Origin of the sequence: Methanobrevibacter millerae, from assembly GCF_001477655.1 — an archaeon.
In the GTDB taxonomy this organism is placed as follows: Archaea; Methanobacteriota; Methanobacteria; order Methanobacteriales; family Methanobacteriaceae; genus Methanocatella; species Methanocatella millerae_A.
Genome location: NZ_CP011266.1, coordinates 447,357 through 464,436, shown reverse-complemented (window position 1 = coordinate 464,436; position 17,080 = coordinate 447,357). Strand labels below are relative to the sequence as shown.

The 17,080-nt window shown below is 32.8% G+C and carries 19 protein-coding genes and 1 tRNA gene; 10 read left to right on the top strand and 10 right to left on the bottom strand.

Annotated elements, in window-relative coordinates; translation table 11 throughout:
• Nucleotides 1-84 precede the first annotated feature (84 nt).
• The 5 genes from SM9_RS01700 to SM9_RS01680 all read right to left on the bottom strand — a co-directional run bounded on the left by SM9_RS01700 (nucleotide 85) and on the right by SM9_RS01680 (nucleotide 3,400).
• Nucleotides 85-567, bottom strand: a complete 483-nt coding sequence (locus SM9_RS01700; protein ID WP_058738495.1) for a 50S ribosomal protein L11 — start codon at nucleotides 565-567, stop codon at nucleotides 85-87.
• Nucleotides 567-1,034, bottom strand: a complete 468-nt coding sequence (locus SM9_RS01695; protein ID WP_058738494.1) for a transcription elongation factor Spt5 — start codon at nucleotides 1,032-1,034, stop codon at nucleotides 567-569. The genes SM9_RS01700 and SM9_RS01695 overlap by 1 nt, the downstream gene beginning before the upstream one ends.
• A gap of 237 nt (nucleotides 1,035-1,271) precedes the next feature.
• Entirely contained in the window at nucleotides 1,272-1,451 is a 180-nt protein-coding gene (locus SM9_RS01690; RefSeq protein WP_058738493.1) for a protein translocase SEC61 complex subunit gamma, read from the bottom strand.
• Nucleotides 1,452-1,574: 123 nt separating this feature from the next.
• Entirely contained in the window at nucleotides 1,575-2,711 is a 1,137-nt protein-coding gene (gene ftsZ, locus SM9_RS01685; RefSeq protein WP_058738492.1) for a cell division protein FtsZ, read from the bottom strand.
• A 125-nt stretch (nucleotides 2,712-2,836) separates the two neighbouring features.
• On the bottom strand, nucleotides 2,837-3,400 hold the full coding sequence (locus SM9_RS01680; RefSeq protein WP_058738491.1) for a pyruvate kinase alpha/beta domain-containing protein: 564 nt from the start codon (nucleotides 3,398-3,400) through the stop codon (nucleotides 2,837-2,839).
• Between the two features lie 52 nt (nucleotides 3,401-3,452).
• Between SM9_RS01680 and SM9_RS01675 the strand changes: the two genes are divergently transcribed.
• The 7 genes from SM9_RS01675 to SM9_RS01645 all read left to right on the top strand — a co-directional run bounded on the left by SM9_RS01675 (nucleotide 3,453) and on the right by SM9_RS01645 (nucleotide 7,581).
• A complete protein-coding gene (locus SM9_RS01675; RefSeq protein ID WP_058738490.1) occupies nucleotides 3,453-4,307 on the top strand; it encodes a coenzyme F420-0:L-glutamate ligase in 855 nt (284 codons plus the stop codon).
• Between the two features lie 57 nt (nucleotides 4,308-4,364).
• Entirely contained in the window at nucleotides 4,365-4,901 is a 537-nt protein-coding gene (locus SM9_RS01670) for a hypothetical protein (protein ID WP_058738489.1), read from the top strand.
• A gap of 5 nt (nucleotides 4,902-4,906) precedes the next feature.
• Nucleotides 4,907-5,401 carry a TIGR00295 family protein gene (locus SM9_RS01665; protein ID WP_058740288.1) on the top strand — a complete coding sequence of 165 codons (495 nt, stop codon included), beginning with the start codon at nucleotides 4,907-4,909 and terminating at the stop codon, nucleotides 5,399-5,401.
• A 1-nt stretch (nucleotide 5,402) separates the two neighbouring features.
• Nucleotides 5,403-6,311, top strand: coding sequence for a DUF5591 domain-containing protein (locus SM9_RS01660; protein ID WP_058738488.1), 909 nt, complete (start codon nucleotides 5,403-5,405; stop codon nucleotides 6,309-6,311).
• A gap of 92 nt (nucleotides 6,312-6,403) precedes the next feature.
• Nucleotides 6,404-6,688 carry an iron-sulfur cluster assembly protein gene (locus tag SM9_RS01655; protein WP_058738487.1) on the top strand — a complete coding sequence of 95 codons (285 nt, stop codon included), beginning with the start codon at nucleotides 6,404-6,406 and terminating at the stop codon, nucleotides 6,686-6,688.
• Nucleotides 6,689-6,812: 124 nt separating this feature from the next.
• Nucleotides 6,813-6,887, top strand: a tRNA-Ile gene (locus tag SM9_RS01650).
• 190 nt (nucleotides 6,888-7,077) lie between these two features.
• Nucleotides 7,078-7,581 (top strand): ACT domain-containing protein, encoded by a 504-nt coding sequence (locus SM9_RS01645; RefSeq protein ID WP_058738486.1) that lies wholly within the window; start codon nucleotides 7,078-7,080, stop codon nucleotides 7,579-7,581.
• On the opposite strand, the gene SM9_RS01640 is transcribed toward SM9_RS01645, so the two are convergent.
• The gene (locus tag SM9_RS01640) at nucleotides 7,575-7,853 is read right to left on the bottom strand and encodes a HypC/HybG/HupF family hydrogenase formation chaperone (RefSeq protein ID WP_058738485.1); all 279 of its coding nucleotides are present in this window, start codon (nucleotides 7,851-7,853) and stop codon (nucleotides 7,575-7,577) included. The two genes, SM9_RS01645 and SM9_RS01640, sit on opposite strands and share 7 nt — an antisense overlap.
• Before the next feature lie 83 nt (nucleotides 7,854-7,936).
• Here SM9_RS01640 and SM9_RS01635 point away from each other — a divergent pair, with 83 nt between their 5' ends.
• On the top strand, nucleotides 7,937-9,232 hold the full coding sequence (locus SM9_RS01635) for an FAD-dependent oxidoreductase (RefSeq protein ID WP_058738484.1): 1,296 nt from the start codon (nucleotides 7,937-7,939) through the stop codon (nucleotides 9,230-9,232).
• A 1-nt stretch (nucleotide 9,233) separates the two neighbouring features.
• Here the strand turns inward: SM9_RS01635 and SM9_RS01630 are convergent, their stop codons facing one another.
• The 3 genes from SM9_RS01630 to SM9_RS01620 are packed head-to-tail and all read right to left on the bottom strand — an operon-like array spanning nucleotide 9,234 to nucleotide 12,365.
• Complete coding sequence (locus SM9_RS01630; protein ID WP_058738483.1) at nucleotides 9,234-10,286, bottom strand: glycosyltransferase; 1,053 nt, start codon at nucleotides 10,284-10,286, stop codon at nucleotides 9,234-9,236.
• Nucleotides 10,287-11,249: a hypothetical protein gene (locus tag SM9_RS01625; RefSeq protein ID WP_058738482.1), complete on the bottom strand. Its 963-nt coding sequence runs from the start codon at nucleotides 11,247-11,249 to the stop codon at nucleotides 10,287-10,289. It lies immediately after the preceding gene.
• Nucleotides 11,250-11,303: 54 nt separating this feature from the next.
• Nucleotides 11,304-12,365, bottom strand: coding sequence for an mRNA surveillance protein pelota (locus SM9_RS01620; protein WP_058738481.1), 1,062 nt, complete (start codon nucleotides 12,363-12,365; stop codon nucleotides 11,304-11,306).
• Nucleotides 12,366-12,407: 42 nt separating this feature from the next.
• On the opposite strand from SM9_RS01620, the gene SM9_RS01615 reads away from it, so the two are divergent.
• Together SM9_RS01615 and SM9_RS01610 are read left to right on the top strand one after the other, a co-directional pair.
• Nucleotides 12,408-13,700 carry a prephenate dehydrogenase gene (locus SM9_RS01615; protein WP_083495803.1) on the top strand — a complete coding sequence of 431 codons (1,293 nt, stop codon included), beginning with the start codon at nucleotides 12,408-12,410 and terminating at the stop codon, nucleotides 13,698-13,700.
• Nucleotides 13,701-14,052: 352 nt separating this feature from the next.
• A complete protein-coding gene (locus SM9_RS01610) occupies nucleotides 14,053-16,245 on the top strand; it encodes a CDC48 family AAA ATPase (RefSeq protein WP_058738479.1) in 2,193 nt (730 codons plus the stop codon).
• A 29-nt stretch (nucleotides 16,246-16,274) separates the two neighbouring features.
• On the opposite strand, the gene SM9_RS01605 is transcribed toward SM9_RS01610, so the two are convergent.
• Nucleotides 16,275-16,922 carry a 3'-5' exonuclease gene (locus SM9_RS01605; protein ID WP_269744802.1) on the bottom strand — a complete coding sequence of 216 codons (648 nt, stop codon included), beginning with the start codon at nucleotides 16,920-16,922 and terminating at the stop codon, nucleotides 16,275-16,277.
• Nucleotides 16,923-17,080 lie beyond the last annotated feature (158 nt).

Sequence of the window (17,080 nt, the reverse complement as noted above, 5' to 3'; positions counted from 1 at the left end):
AAAAAACAGTATATCAATTATAATCCGTAAATCATAACATCATATACACTGTTACATATTAACTTAAATTTTATTAACCGATATCTATTCTACTAAGATATCATCATATTTTCCAGCATCTACGTCTTTTTGTGCTTCTCTTGGGTCTTTACCATCAACTGATAATCCCATACTTACACAGGTTCCCATGACTTCTTTTACACCTGCTTTATAATCGTTTGAAAGTAATGAATCAAATTTCATTCTTGCGATTTTTAAAGCGGTTTCGATTGGTAAGTCATTTACAATATCCAAACCTGGTTCGTGAGAAGCTTTTTCGATGCCTAATTCTTGCATGATTAACGCTGTAGTTGGAGGAGTACCAATTTCGATTTCGAAATCTCTAGTATCTCTATCAATGGTAACTTTAATAGGTACTTTCATACCAGCAAAGTCAGCACTTTTTTTATTAATTTCGTCAACTACTTGCATCATGTTAATACCGAAAGGTCCTAAAGCTGGGCCTAATGGAGGTCCAGGAGTAGCGCTTCCACCTTCGATAAGAACTTCGACTGTATCTTTAGCCATCAGTCAGCCTCCTTTTGAATTATTCTTATTTGATCAGCTTTAACAGTTACCGGAATTGGAACTGCTGCTTCTATTAACTCAAGAACAACTTCTTCACGTGATTCATCAATACGAACCACTTTAGCTCTTTCACCTTTAAATGGACCAGAAATGAGTTCAACAATACTTCCTTTTTGGATTGAGGAAATAATAGGCTCTGGTTTTAAGAATCTTTTTGCTTCTTCAAAGGTAATACCGCCTTTTCCTTCTACAACACCTCTTAAATGTTGTACTTTTAAATTAGGATTTCTTAAATCTATTTTTGTATCAGATTCAACTAAGATATACCCTTTCAAGGATTCAGGAACAAGAATTGAAGAAATGCCAACACCAGGCATTTTAGCTTTACGTGCTAAAAGTCTAGCAACACTTCTTTCCTGACCTACAGAGGTTTTAAGAGCATATATGGAACTATTAGTATCTTCCATGAAAAATTCACCTATTTCAATATTCTTATTGTTAATAAAATCATATATTAAGTTAAAAGTTATTATAAAAACAATGTAACAAGATAAAAAAAATCTTGCAAAATAGATTTCTATAATATGAATATATCTATATATTATAGTATATAAAGTTTTCAAAAAAAACAAAATTTTGAAAATAAAAATTAAAATTTCATCATAATTAATTTGGGATCAAATTAAAAAAATTAAAGAATAGTTTTATAAATGTATTAATTGAGCTATTAAGAAAATAACAAAACCAATAAGACCAATAACTATAATACCTAATGTTGTAACTTTAGCAAAATCAAAATATTCATCTTTATCAGGTTTTCTTGCTACTTTTAATACCCTTTTACTATCTTTAACAAATTTGTCTAAACGTTCTTGTACATTCATTTAAATACCCAATAATAAAAAAATTTAGTAAATTATAATAAAATAATAATAGTATTATTTTAGAAATTTATTATTTATAAAGTTTTCTATAAATCCAAAAAATTATAAAAAATGAAGATGGTTTTAGAAAATTCCATCAATAAAATCATCTAATTGATCATTGTTGGATTGAGTTTCACCAACAGATTCATCATCATCTTCATCAAAATCTGCAATATCCTCTTCATCACCAGTTTTAATTCCAGAAACAACAATAGTTGTTCTAACAGTACTTTGTAATGAAGAATCAAGTTGAGCACCCCAAATAATATTAGCTTCAGGGTCTAACTTGTCAGCAACAACTTGCACGATTTTTTCAGATTCATGCAATGTTAAATCTTCACCACTGGAAATATTAATTAATGCTCCAGTAGCGTTAGATATATCAATATCAAGTAAAGGACTGCTTAATGCTTCATGTACAGATTCCAATGCTCTGTCTCCAGAGTCAGATTCGCCCATACCAATCATTGCCATACCGGAACCTTCCATGATACTTTTAATATCAGCAAAGTCTAAACTTACGATACCTGGTTTAGTAATTAATTCAGTGATTCCTTTAACAGCCCTGCCCAAAATTTCATCAGAAACTAAAAATGCTTTAGTTAATGGGAGATTTGGAGCAACTTCTAATAATTTATCATTTGGAATAATAATTACAGTATCAGCAGCATCTTGAAGTTTTTCTAAACCTTCATCAGCATTATTCCTTCTTCTAATACCTTCTGCTGAAAATGGCATGGTAACAACAGCAACAGTTAAAGCACCTAATTTTTTAGCAATTTTAGCAACAATAGGAGCTGAACCTGTACCAGTTCCACCACCAAGACCACAGGTAACAAATACCATATCTGCGCCTTCAAGAGATTCTCTTATTTCATCTTCTGTTTCTTCAGCACATTCTTCACCAATGCTTGGATCTCCACCAGCACCTAATCCTCCGGAAGTTTTTCTACCTAAGAGAATTTTTTTATCAGATTGACTGTAATATAAATCTTGAGCATCAGTATTGACTGTAATTGTTTCAGCACCTTCAATACCAATTTCATTTAATCTTGAAATAGTGTTATTTCCTGCACCACCTGCACCAACAACAAAAATATTAGTTTTTTTGATAAATCCGATTAAATCTTCGTCTATATCGGATGAAATAGTTTTTTTGGAATCTACTTTTTCCATTCTTTCTTCAGATTCTTTAATTGCATCATCTATAAATTTCACGAATTAACCCCACATACTCTGCTTAAAAAATAATTGTTAAATATTTCTGTTTAAACTAATATTTAAATGCAACTATAAAAATAAAAAATATTAAGGATTTTCATTAAAATTAGCAATTAATTATATTAATCCCTTGGCATAGCTATAATTTCATGAATTTTCAAATTAAACAAATCTTTAGCATTAACAGGAGTTAAAATAACTGCAGTATCCACACCAGAACCCCTACCACCGATTGCGATAATTTCTTCACCTACTGGAATTAAACCAGCATCCGCAGCCATTATTGATATTTCACATGCCACTTTTACACCATGAGAAAACATACGTAGTGTGTCTGAAACTATATCCAAAGGAGCATATCCTCCATATTTATTAGTTACTCCACGATTAGCTCCGCTGAATGCATGGCATCCAACAAAAGTCACAATACCTTTTTCACCCAATTCATCCAACATGTCTTCACTGATATCTAAGGCATTTTCCTCCTTAAACCCGGAATGGTGAGTGACATTAATAATTTCTGCATCACCATCTATCGCATCATATAATTTTAACGCAGATTTGCCTGTTGAAGAGGCAATGACAATATTATCAATGTCATCAGTTTGGTCCAGTCTTTCCTTTACAGCTGCCACTAACTCATCAGTATAATCTTCACCCTGTTTTTCAAAGTATGTAATTTTCATTATCTCACCTTTAAATATTATATAATATCATATATTATTTAAGGATTTTAATATGATTGATGAAAATATAAAACATGTGATAAATGGGAACTATATTGTAATCCCAATAGAAACCGGATACATAAAACCTAATGAAGACTTGAATTCAATAATTATTCCTGCCCGTGAATTAATGGAAGACGGAGATTATTTAGTAATTGCAGAAACTCCAATTTCAGTTTCACAAGGCAGACTAATAGATGAAGCGCAATACACACCATCCCTTACGGCCAAGTTCCTAACTACCGTCTGGAGCAAGTATATCTGGGGATATATTCTTGGACCGTTATTGGGAATTAAAAAAAGAACTATTAAAAATTTAAGAAGATTACCTGAAGAAACTAAAGCCCATAAAGAAGTTGTTCTTCAATTATATGGATTAAAACATGCACTCAAACCTGCTTCAGAAGCAGGAATTGATTTGAGTAATGCTCCAGGAACATGTGTGTCACTGCTTCCGGAAAACCCTGAAAAAGTAGCTCATGACATCAAATCAGAAATAGGTAAGGAAGTATGTGTCATGATTATAGATACAGATGCCACATACATGAAAAATGGAAAATATTTTACCGGTCTTCCAATAGCCATAGATGGAATTGAAGCAGACAAGGGATTTTTCGGATATTTCAAAGGCCAGCTAAGTGAAAATATGGGATCAACCCCATTAGGCTGCAGTGAAGAAATAAGTGTTGAAAAAGCCCTTAAAATAGCTAACATTGCTGAAGATTATCAAAAGTCATTGTCAACTGAAATGAAAACAATACATAGTGTGAAAAAAGTTTTAGGAACTTCTGAAACTGGAGTTACTATTGAAGCTCTTGACAGTATTACACATACCCCCGCAGTAATCATACGAAAAATCAACTAACTTTTTATAATAGAAGAAACAAAATTAATATATTATTATAGTTTTAGGGGTAATTAAATGATAAATAATCCAATAGTTAACGATTTTTTAGAACAAATTGTAGGCGCTGACGATTTAAAAAATATTAAAGCCATCATCCAAGCATTAATTGACGGTATTGATACAGATGAAGCAATACATGAAAAAACAGAGATAAAATTAAATACTGTTAGAAAATTACTTTACAAGTTACATGATGCATCAATAGCCAATTACAAAAGAAACAAAGACCCTGAAACACAATGGTTCACATATACTTGGAGATTTGAAAAAGAAGAATATGTTGAAGAAATAACTAAATTTTATGAACACAGATTAAATGAAAGACAATCAGCATTAGATAATTTGGAAAACAATTTATACTTTGTTTGCTGTATGGAACCAGAACACTTTAAAGGTGATTATACGGAATCTTCAGAATTCGAGTTCTATTGCCCAGTATGTGATTATGAATTAGAACCTTATGATGCAAAAAAAGAAAAATCCCTATTGAAAAGAAGGATTACTATTGATAAAAAGAATTTCAAAAAATTTGAAGAAGCAGTAAATGAATAGACATGATAGAAATTGAGATTCTTAAAAAAGAAAAAACACCACAAAATGTTATAGATCACTCAATAGCAGTTTGTAAAAAAGCATGTGAAATAGCTAAAAATTTCCCTGAAGCTGATTTGGACATCATGCAGAAAGGTGCATTATTGCATGATATAGGCAGATCCAGAACTCACGGCATTACCCATGCAGTCGAAGGTGTTGAAATTGCTCGAGGATACGGATACGGTGATGATGTTTTAAATATTATCGAAAGACATATTGGAGCGGGCATCACCAAAAAAGAAGCTGAAGAGTTGAATCTTTTTGAAAAATCATATGTTCCAGAAACATTAGAGGAAAAAATTGTCGCTCATGCAGATAATTTAATTAGTGGAACTGAAGAAGTTGACATTGATTTTGTAATAAAAAAATGGAAATCCCGAATGGATAATCCTGAAGATAATATTAAACGATTAATAAAACTTGATGAAGAGTTAATACAAGCATTTAAGGATGAATAAAATGAAAGTAATATGTTCAAGTGAAGAATCTTTATATAGGCCAGAAGCCGTAAGATGGAGACAAAGAATGGAATGGATGGAACCTGTGGGAGATAGCGTTGTTTTGCTCCCGTGCAGTATGAAAAAACCATACTCAAATTCCAAATCCCATCAAGCATTTAGAAAAGTTACTCGGTCTTTTCAAGAGCTTATTGTAACTTCACCATTTGGAATTTGTCCAAGAGAACTTGAAAATACATTCCCCATCCAATCATATGACGTGAGTACTACAGGTTCATGGTCTCAGGATGAAATCCAAGAAAGCGGCCAGTTAATTAAAAAATATTGTGAAGGCAAAAATGTCGTTGCACACCTCCATGGAGGATATTTGGAATCATGCGAAGCGTTTTTAGATGACTTCACATTAACCTGTCTGGATGGAAAACCTACTTCACCAGATTCCATTTACAATTTAAGAATGGAACTTAAAAAGCATGAAAAAATAAATAGAAGAGACAAGGTTTTAAATGAACTCCGCTCCATTGCAAAATACCAATTTGGTCCAAAAGCCTGCGATTTTATACCAGATAATGTTAAAGCAAAAGGAAGATATCACAAAAAGATAACTGTTGACGGCACTCAAATTGCCATGTTAAATATGGATACGGGACTTTATCGTTTAAATCTAGCTGGTGGAGAAATCTTAAAAGATTTGGGCATTAATATTGTCAATATTGATTTTGATTTAGAAACAAATACCGTTTTTGCTCCAGGAATTAATAAAGCAAGTCACAATATTGTTCCTAATGATCAAGTTGTTGTTGTAAACGATGACAAAGTTGTAGGTGTTGGAAAGGCTATTTTAACAGGCCGTGAAATGGAATTATGCTCAAACGGCATAGGTGTTAAAATAAAACATCGTGTGAAATAATCTTTCAAAAACAATAACATTATATATAATCAAACATCAACATTAAATATATTATTTGTTATATTATACAATAATAAAGAGGTGACTATTAAATGTCAGAAGAACTAGTTAATTCAATAAGAGATGCTGTTTCTGTTATTAATGACCCACACATGGGAGTTAGTATTGTTGAAATGGGAATTGTACAAGATATAAGTGTAGATGGTGACGAAGCTAAAATTATTATTAAACCAACCAACCCTGGTTGTATGAGTGTTGCTCGCATCGCTGCGGATGCTAAAACTCAAGCTGAGAAAGTTGATGGAGTATCTAAAGCAGTTATTATTGTTGAAGGCCACGCAATGGCAGATTCAATAAATGAAATGATTAACAGATAATTGTTATATATTTCAAGTTAGTTAAAAATTAATTAACTTGAAAATTTTTGATTTTATATAAAAAAACTAAAAAACCAAAAGATTTATATATGTATAAAATCCATACATATATTTGTTGTTACATAGGCTAGTGGCACAGCTTGGTTAGCGCGCTCGGCTGATAACCGGGAGGTCATGGGTTCGAATCCCATCTAGCCTACTTTACTAAACTATTTTTCTCGAAATTATCTTTTTCCTGACAATTTATTCCAAATTTTTTCAAAATATTTAAATAATATTATTCAATTAATTAGTCATGTAAAATATTTTTTATAATTTCCAAATCATTTAAATAGTATATTCAACATAATATAACTTAAATGTACAAAAAAGTGTAATAAGGGATAAAAATGTGGGAAATCATACATGAAAAATTTAAAAAATACCCTGCAAGAATACGTGTTGCAGAAAAAATGATTGAATTAGGTCTTTCAGTTCATGAAGATGGAAAAATATATTGTGGTAATCTAAAAATAAGTGACAAAGCATTGGCAACTGCAGCAAATGTGGATAGACGAGCTATAAAATCAACAATTGAAGTTATTAATGAAGATTCTGAACTATTTGATTTATTCAACAACATCATTCCCGCAGGAACCCTACTTAAAAACATTGCAAAAATAGTAGATTTGGGAGTAATAGAAATAGAAGTTGGATCAGACAATGAGGGTGTGCTTGCTGCTGCAACAAACTTAATTACAAACAATGGAATAAACATAAGACAGGCCTATGCTGAAGACAGTGAACTTCAGAAGTATCCTATCCTCACAGTAATAACAAATGAACCTATAAATGGTGAGTTAATTAATGAATTTTTAAAAATAAAAGGTGTCAATAGAGTATCAATCTATTGATTCAATCCTGCTTCAATTCTTGCTTTTTCCATTTCTTTATCTTCTTCTTCAAGAATTTCCAATAATTCTTCCCAAGCTTCTAAAGACTCTTTAGCAGCTTCTTCTGATAATTTTTCGATAGCATAACCTGCATGGATTAAAACATACTCACCAATTTCAACATCAGGAAGTAAATCCATTTTAGCAGCCTGTCTTGCTCCACCAAAATCAGCATACAAAACATTGGCTTCCCTATCAATTTTAACAATTTGAGCGGGTGCTGCAATACACATATTTTTCATCTCCAATAATTAAATTATATTAATAAATAAATATACTATTAAATATTATATAAAATTATCTAAAAGGTGATGAAGTGAAAAATATTGTTATAGGATCAGGCCCTGCCGGAAGATTAGGGTCTTATGAACTGGGCAAATTAGGTGAAGATGTTACTCTAATTGAAAAAAACCATATAGCAGGCACCTGCTTAAATGAAGGATGCATGGTTATTTGCGCACTGAGTGATATTTCTAAATTCATAGATTCCAACAAAAGATTTAACGAGTATGGATTCATTAAAAGCCAAGTTGATGTTAGCTATGAAAAAATCGTTTCAAAAATTAAAGAAACACAGGACTTGCTGAGAAAATTAAATCAGATGGAAAATGAAAGTGTTGGAAACAATGTCATATATGGCGAAGCATCAATAGATGAAAATACTGTAAATGTTAATGGTGAAAGCCTTGAATACGACAATCTGTTAATAGCTACAGGAGCAAGACCACACATTCCAGATGTTAAAGGCAGCGAATATGGATTGACAAATAAAGACATTCTAAAATTAGATGATATTCCAGAAAAGCTAAATATTGTTGGCGGAGGAATCATTGCCTGCGAAATTGCCAACATCTTCTCAACATTAGGCAGTGAAGTCAATGTGATAGTAAGAAGTGAATTCCTAAAAGAGATTGACGAAGATGCAAAAGATTATATTTTAAAACATATCATGAAAGATGTGAATGTTTTAGAGCATACCGACATTAGTGAATGTAGCAAAAACAAAGTTATATTGACAAATGGTGATGAATTGGAAGGAGTTCCATTTTTTGCAACAGGAAGAGTGCCTAATTCCGAAATTGCAGAAGGATTTGTTGACATTAATCCGGACAAAACAATAAAAGTAAATGATTTTATGGAAACATCCAGAGACAATGTATATGCTGCAGGCGATGTTACTGGAGGATGGCAATTAACTCCAGTAGCAAGAATGGAAGGAATTTGTGCTGCAAGAAATATGGCTAACTATAAAAATAAAATAAGCTACAACTCAGTTCCTCAAAGCATAAGTTTAAACACTGAAGTCAGTTTTGTTGAAAACGAAAAAATAGGTGATGTTGAAACTGAAACAATTGCACTTCCAGCAATAGCTGGGCCTGGAGCATTTTGGAAAATACTTACCGGAGATACTGGCTATGCAAAAATAGAATTTGATAAAGAAAATAATAGAATTAAAAAAATCAACTCAATATCCCCATCATCAGTTAGTGATGTTGCATATTTATCATACTTAATGAGAATAGACTCACCATTAGATGAATATTCAAATTTCCTGGAGATACATCCGTCCACGGATACAAATTATAAAATCATTAAAAATTTGTGGTTATAATTTATTTACCACAAACATCTATTATTTTTTGTGCTAATTTAGGTTTAGCATCCAACAATTCTTTAGAAAAAATATCTGCACGATCTTTAATTGAATCATAATTTTCAAAAGCATTTAAAATAGTTTCATTAGCATTTTCAATATCTGTTTCTAAAATAGCTCCTTTAAAGATACCTTCCATATTGTGATATCTTCCCCACTTGATTTTAGTTATAGTGACTATTGGGACTTCACATGCCAAAAGTTCCTCAATCATCACACCATCATCAGTTAAAACAGCTAAATCTATATAATTATAAAGATGATTCAGCCAATCGAGAAAACCTAAATAAATAATTTTATCCCGATTAATCAGATCCCCATACTCATCATGCATAGGATAACCTATCAAAAGGACATTATACTCATCAGTGAAATTAACAAAGTTGTTAGCAGCTTCAATCATGCCCTTAAAAAGAGATGATCCTGAAGAAAAGAGAATAGTCTTTTTATTTTCATCAAATAATGAATATTCCTTAAGTTTTTCCAATGCAATATTTCCATCACCAGAATCTACATCATCATTTAACGGATAATAAGTTTTAGACAGGTTTTCGGGCAAAACATCTTCCCTGAATAAATAATATTCCGGCAAAATTATAGTATGATTTAATTTAGGGCAAACTTTCATATCTAAAGGAGTAGAACATAATGTTGCACATGGTTTTCCAGCAAATTTAGCACCAACACTAGCCACAATAGCTCCACCACCGATAATGCCGACAACAAAATCAACGTCCAATTTTTTAATTAATCTTCTTGCTTTGAAAGTGGCAGTAAACATTTTAAAAGCCGCTTTAAGAGAAGACACTTTGGTAGCTGCATGGCCTCCCGCCTGAGGAATGGAAATCTTATGCCAAGTCAAACCATTCTTTTTAAAGATAGTTCCTGGAGCAGACTCATCAAGAGCTATTTCACAGTGAACACCTTTTTTTTCAAGAGCAGATATCACATTATATGCAACAACTGCATCTCCCCCCAAGCCTCTACCTGTGATAATGACTAATGCATTCATTTAACGAACCCTCCCAATAGATTGTGGTTCTTTTTGAACAAAGCCATCTGTGTGAACTGCATGAGGATTAAACAATAGTCTTCTAAAACCCAAAGATATTAAAATTTCATTATTAACTTCATATTGCTTATCCTTAAGAATCCATTTTCTAAATAAATCACCCAATCCTCCTCCGGTTAAAACATCCATGATATAATCACCGAAAGTAGGATTCAACAATCTTAAACGTTGTCTGAAGAATACTTTAAGAGTGCTTCTTCTAACAAATGCTGTAAATAGAACTGTGAATATTGCAAGTAAGAGAGTCCACCAGAACCCACCAGTCAAATAAAATGCAATACCTAAAGCCACCGCAAAAGTGTGGTTTCCGACTTCACCCAACATGATTTTTCCTGCAAAATCAAGAGGACAATAAGCCAGACAGACAACGAATATTAACAATGGAGTATAAGTTGCAGGAAGCTCTGCAACGGGATGTGATCCTGCAATAACCATGCAGATTATAGTTACTATAGACATTACCATAGTTACCATTGCACAGGACCCTGGCTGCATATCGGAAATGTTCAACGGTTGAATCAGAAATGCAATAATGATTGATGATAATCCGAATCCATGAATAAAACCAAGAATCATTACAAGAATCATACCGATTCCTCTTGAAAACTGGCCGATTTCTATATTCATAAAACTGAACTTCCTTCTACCGAAAACATCATCAATAAAAGCACAAATACCGATGATTAAAACAAGATCATTATATCCTGGCAGTAAATAAAAAGATAACACAATAAATGGAATAATTCCAACTCCACGAGGAATTCCACCTCTCACATTAGGAAACAAGTTTCCTAAAAATCCTCTTTTACCAAGAAATCTAAACAATGCATCTACAAAAAGTGTTCCTAAAGCAGTAACTATAAAAACATAAATAAATGCATAAACCATCGATACATACATAATATTTTCTCACTCAATTTATTACTTATAAGTTATAATTATAATCATATATAAAATCTATGATAACGCATATCTCAAAATAGCTGCAATGCCACCCAAACTCTCTAATTGCTTACCACCATCATGTTCACTGCTAATAACCATGACTTCTCCTTTCATATTTTCAACCATGTCCATTTGCTGGCCTAAATTATTAGTTGCAACCATTTTATCCAATATGAATAATTTTTCAACAGCACCTAAGTTAATGGCATTAGTGGTTTCAGTTAATCCATATGCTACTTTAGATGAATTTTGAGCAATCTCTTCCAAAAGGCCATTAATAGCACCCATTTCACTGGCGACTCTGTTTTCAACAGTTAATTTTTCAACAGTACCTTTTTTCAGCACTTCATGGATTCCAACTCTTCCACCAGTACCAGTACTTTCAATAATAGATTTTGATGCCAAATCCTTATGTTTATCCTTTATATAATCATAGAAATCGTTTTTATAAAATCCCGGTCCTGCAATGATTATATTTTGAATTGAATCAAATTTATTAATGGAATCTATAATGCTTTCATAGAATTTTATAATGTTTTTATTCCTATTTTTATCCAAAATGCGTTTTCCAGAGATGTTTCCTTTAACTGGCCCATAATATTCAATACCAAATTGTCTCATCAGACCCAAAGTTGCAGTATCATCCTCAATTACAACAATTATCGCAGATAATTTTTTAGAAGCATCAATAGCTTGTTTTAACCTTTTCAATGCCCATTTTGGCCATTTCAATTTCTTTATTGTTAGAGGAGTATTTAACTTAACTTCCAGAGTATGATGTGAACCTAAAGGGATTAAGTCCTCAGGACCTCGAGTAATAACTCCAGTCAATCTTAATTTACCTGTGAATAAATGAAAATTAATACTTTCTACATCAATGCCCAAATAAAAAGTTTTTTTGACCCCCCGGTCACTTCTTAATTTATCTCCAGTATTATCCTGAATTCGACGGGTTGTTTTTGATGAAACATTGTCTGAAACCTCAACTATATGGGACAAATGCCATAAATCATCCAATGTTTCAGGAATTACCTCAATTATTCCATCTTTAGTATCTTGTTTAACGATTTTCATTGATAATTATTTATATAAATAATGTTTATTAAAGTTATTAATATGAAAATTGGAATAATTGGTGGAAGTGATGGATTAGGAAAAACATTAATCTATTACTTTAGAGATGAATTTGATGTAACTATAAGCGGCAGGGATCACAAAAAAGGGCAGAACGTTGCAGACGAAATGAATGTTGAATATATTGAATCAAACAAAAAATTAGCAGGCATGAGTGATATATTAGTAATATCCGTTCCAATTAATTCCACAACATCAGTTATTCGCGAAGTCGCACCATTCATGAAAAAAGGTTCTCTAATGATAGATGTGACTTCAGTAAAAGAAGAACCTTTAAAGGCAATGCAAGAAAATCTACCAAGCAATGTAGAATATATTCCAACACACCCTGTTTTTGGTCCAAGAACAACAGAACTTGACAATCAGGTTATTGTACTGACAGCACCTGAAAAAGGAAAATGGTACAAAAAGGTATATGATTACCTGTCAGGCAAAAACATGAGAGTAATAGAAACCACCGCAGAACATCATGACTATATGATGAGTATTGTCCAGGTTTTAACTCATTTTTCATTTATTTCCACTGCATCAGCCATGGAAAAGCTAAAAGTGGACATTACAGAAACAGAGAATTATGAAAGCCCAATATATAACCTGATGATTGATATGATTGCACGTATCGTTTCACAAAACCCATATTTAACATATTTCATACAATCAACAAACAACAACGGAGAAAAAATAAGAAACACATTTTGTGAAGCTGCACTTGAACTGAAAGATGCAATTAATGCAAATGATGATAAAAAATTTGTTGAAATTGCAATCAAAGCAACAAAAAATATGGGCGATACAAAAAATGCACTAGGTAGAAGTGACAAGGCAATCAATGCGCTAAGCCATGAATTTAACATATTGAAAAAATCAATCGGAAATGAAATAGCACTGAAACATATTTATTCAGGAAAAGTGCATATTGGAGTGTTGGAAAAAATAGAGGATAAAACTGCAGTTTTAGACAATGGAACAAGACTTCGTATAGCCAATATTGAAGTTTTGAACAGTGAAGAACTGCATCAATGGAAATTAGATAACATTGAAGAAAAACAGCAATCAATCAGCTGCCTATTTAACGACAAAGTTACTCCAAACATCATTGTCGAAACATTGGAAAACGTTGAAGATGTTACTGAAGTTGTTTTGACAGACATTTATCAGGGCCCTCAAATTGACGAAGGATATGAAAGCTTAACATTCACAGTTAACGCACTATCAAAAGAGGCATTTATCAACGTGAAAAGTATTTTAACAGGATTTGGTGGTGTTTTAAGATAATTCCATCAATCAGATTATTATTTTTTTAACAATAGAAATTTGTTCGTTTTATATCGAACAAATATTAAAGTAATAAAAAGTAATTAAATTTTAAAATTAAATATAAAGAATAAATAACAATTTTTAAATTTAAAATAAAATAATAAAATAATAAAAAATAAAAAATAAATAAAATAAAAAAAGAATTAAAAAAATAAAGCATTATAAACTTGTTTTAAAAAATTTTTTTAACCGAAACCTTTATATAGTAAAACATACACACTATATTTGTCAAAGTTAAACTGACATGACTGCACTAAAAGGCAGTCGAATTTCTTATCATACTAATAAAAATTATACGGAGATGATATCTATGACTCAAAATGAAAAAACTTTAAAAGTCGCAGAAGCACTTTCTCAAAGGGAAATTGGTCAAGGTATTGCAAGAATTGATCCTAAGGTAATGGAAGAATTAGGATTGAATGAAAGAGACATTATTGAAATTAACGGAGATAAAAAAACCGCTGCTATTGTACTCCCTTCACAAACTGACATCGGCCTTGGAGTTATAAGGATTGACGGATTAGTTCGTAAAAATTCCGGAGCTACCATCGGTGGTGAAGTGACAATCAAAAAAGCAAAAGCTGTGGAAGCTAAAAAAGTAGTTTTAGCACCTACTGAAGATAACATCCGCGTACAAGGAGATGTGCGTGGTTTATTCATGGGTAAAGTAATGATGAAAGGAGACATAATTGGATCTCAAATCAGGGCTCCAAGACCAAATACAGGATTTAACAGCCTATTTGATGAATTGCTAGACTTTACCCCTGCAATGAGAGAAATCAGATTTGCAGTATTATCAACCCAGCCTGGCGGAATAACCGTCGTCGGACAAAACACCGAAGTGGAACTTCATGAATCCCCAGTTGACGTAAGCAAACTTGAAGGAGTAACCAACCTCGTAGATGTCAGCTATGAAGATATCGGAGGTCTTAAAGAAGAAGTTAAAAAAGTAAGAGAAATGATTGAAATTCCTCTTAAAAGACCGGAATTATTCGAAAAATTAGGAATTGCTCCACCAAAAGGTGTATTAATGCATGGACCTCCAGGAACCGGTAAAACATTACTGGCTAAAGCAGTAGCCAGCGAAAGTGATGCCCATTTCATATTGATTAACGGGCCGGAAATAATGAGCAAATACGTCGGCGGATCTGAAGAAAACTTAAGAGAATACTTCGAAGAAGCGGAAGCAAACTCCCCATCAATCATATTCATTGATGAACTAGATGCTATTGCTCCAAAAAGAGAAGATACAAACGGTGAAACTGAAAGAAGAACCGTTGCACAATTATTAACATTAATGGATGGTCTTAAATCAAGAGGACAGGTCGTTGTTATCGGTGCAACAAACAGGCCGGATTCACTTGACCCAGCACTCAGAAGACCTGGAAGATTCGACAGAGAAATCGAAATCGGAGTTCCTGATGCTGACGAAAGACGAGAAGTACTTGAAATTCACACAAGAAACATGCCAATAGCTGAAGATGTTGACTTGAACAAACTTGCAACTACAACACATGGATTTGTAGGAGCAGACCTGGAATCATTATGTAAGGAAGCGGCAATGAGAGTAGTTAGAAGAATCCTTCCTGAAATAAAAAGTGATGAAGAAATTCCTGAAGACGTACTTAAAAAAATCATTGTAACAAAAGACGACTTCAAATCCGCACTAAAAGAAATTCAACCTTCCGCATTAAGAGAAGTTCTCGTGCAGGTTCCAGACATTAAATGGGATGATGTAGGTGGACTTGATGATGCCAAACAGGAATTGAAAGAAGCTGTCGAATGGCCTTTAAAATATCCCGACAACTTCCAAAAACTGGGCGTTAAACCTCCTAAAGGAATATTGCTCTACGGAATTCCTGGAACAGGAAAGACCTTGCTTGCAAAAGCAGTGGCTAGTGAAAGTGAAGCAAACTTCATTTCAATCAAAGGTCCGGAACTCCTATCCAAATGGGTTGGAGAATCCGAAAAAGGAGTTAGGGAAGTATTCAGAAAAGCAAAACAAACTGCTCCAACAGTAATATTCTTCGATGAAATTGACTCCATTGCAAGTACTCGAAGCGGAAATGATTCTGACAGCGGTGTGACAAAAAGAGTTGTTAATCAGCTATTAACAGAAATGGACGGTTTGGAAGAACTTGAAGATGTAGCAATAATTGCAGCAACAAACAGACCAGACATTATTGATCCTGGATTAATGAGACCTGGAAGATTCGACAGACATATTAAGGTCGACACCCCATCAGAGGAAGCAAGAATTGCAATCTTTGAAGTCCATACCAAGAACATGCCTTTGGCAGATGACGTTGATCTTAAAAAATTAGCAAAAAGTACCGACGGATATGTCGGAGCAGATATCGAAGCCGTATGTCGTGAAGCAGCAATGCTCACATTAAGAAATGACATAGAAGCTTCTGAAATACCAAACAAATATTTCAAAGAAGCTATAGAAAAAGTGAAGCCTGCAGAAAATGCAGATGAACAATTAGTCCAATATATGTAAGGAAGCTCACCACTTCCTTACTCCTCCTCTTATTTTCTAGGCAAAATCTCATCACTAGGCCTTAAACTATTACAGTAATATTGAGCCTTATACTCTATGAATGAGAATTTCATGCCGTTAACACCATATTTCGGATTGTATCCAAAAACATTAATGTATTCATACAAATCATCACGCTCATTTTTCAGAGCCTTAGTAACCTCATACAAAGCTTTTGTATCATCAATGGCTCTGTGGAAATTAACTTCTTCAATACCATAATAGTGAACAGCATCAATTAACTTATGAGGATATGCCTTTCTGTCTTTAAAAACTGTGTATGTATCAAGCCAATTCAAGTTAGCTACAATCTCATCAGCTTCATCAGAAAAATGTCTTTTTAAAAGATAGTAAATAAATGACAAGTCAAAAGGAGTGTTATGAGCAATCATCAAAGTATCTGCTGTAAGTCTTTGCTTTAAATCATCAGCTATGACCTCTTCAGGAACTCCTTCACTGTTAAGCATTTCATCAGTGATGCTTGTGATTTGAGTTATTTTCGGCGGAATCGGTTCATCTATTTTAATGAACTTATCATATTCCTCAGTTATTACTCCATCCTCCAAAGTAAACATTGCAAGTTCAATGATTCTAGAATTTATGCAATCCAATCCAGTAGTTTCTGTATCAAAAAATATAATTTTAATTTAAATTCCTCCAATAATATATTTCAAGCAATGATTTAAAATAGTTAATGGAGAAAAATTTATTGAGATTTTTATTATATTATTATGGATAAAAAATAGGCTTTTATCCAATTTTTCTCATTTTTAAAAATCAAAATCACCCCACAAAT

Excerpts from the sequence above, each read along its gene's own strand:
- SM9_RS01675 (WP_058738490.1), top strand. The coding sequence starts at position 3,453 with ATGATTGATGAAAATATAAAACATGTGATAAATGGGAACTATATTGTA.
- SM9_RS01660 (WP_058738488.1), top strand. The coding sequence starts at position 5,403 with ATGAAAGTAATATGTTCAAGTGAAGAATCTTTATATAGGCCAGAAGCC.
- SM9_RS01610 (WP_058738479.1), top strand. The coding sequence starts at position 14,053 with ATGACTCAAAATGAAAAAACTTTAAAAGTCGCAGAAGCACTTTCTCAA.
- SM9_RS01680 (WP_058738491.1), bottom strand. The coding sequence starts at position 3,400 with ATGAAAATTACATACTTTGAAAAACAGGGTGAAGATTATACTGATGAG.
- SM9_RS01700 (WP_058738495.1), bottom strand. The coding sequence starts at position 567 with ATGGCTAAAGATACAGTCGAAGTTCTTATCGAAGGTGGAAGCGCTACT.
- SM9_RS01670 (WP_058738489.1), top strand. The coding sequence starts at position 4,365 with ATGATAAATAATCCAATAGTTAACGATTTTTTAGAACAAATTGTAGGC.
- SM9_RS01620 (WP_058738481.1), bottom strand. The coding sequence starts at position 12,365 with ATGAAAATCGTTAAACAAGATACTAAAGATGGAATAATTGAGGTAATT.
- SM9_RS01690 (WP_058738493.1), bottom strand. The coding sequence starts at position 1,451 with ATGAATGTACAAGAACGTTTAGACAAATTTGTTAAAGATAGTAAAAGG.
- SM9_RS01615 (WP_083495803.1), top strand. The coding sequence starts at position 12,408 with ATGAAAATTGGAATAATTGGTGGAAGTGATGGATTAGGAAAAACATTA.
- SM9_RS01630 (WP_058738483.1), bottom strand. The coding sequence starts at position 10,286 with ATGAATGCATTAGTCATTATCACAGGTAGAGGCTTGGGGGGAGATGCA.
- SM9_RS01640 (WP_058738485.1), bottom strand. The coding sequence starts at position 7,853 with ATGTGTATTGCAGCACCCGCTCAAATTGTTAAAATTGATAGGGAAGCC.
- SM9_RS01645 (WP_058738486.1), top strand. The coding sequence starts at position 7,078 with ATGTGGGAAATCATACATGAAAAATTTAAAAAATACCCTGCAAGAATA.
- SM9_RS01655 (WP_058738487.1), top strand. The coding sequence starts at position 6,404 with ATGTCAGAAGAACTAGTTAATTCAATAAGAGATGCTGTTTCTGTTATT.
- SM9_RS01695 (WP_058738494.1), bottom strand. The coding sequence starts at position 1,034 with ATGGAAGATACTAATAGTTCCATATATGCTCTTAAAACCTCTGTAGGT.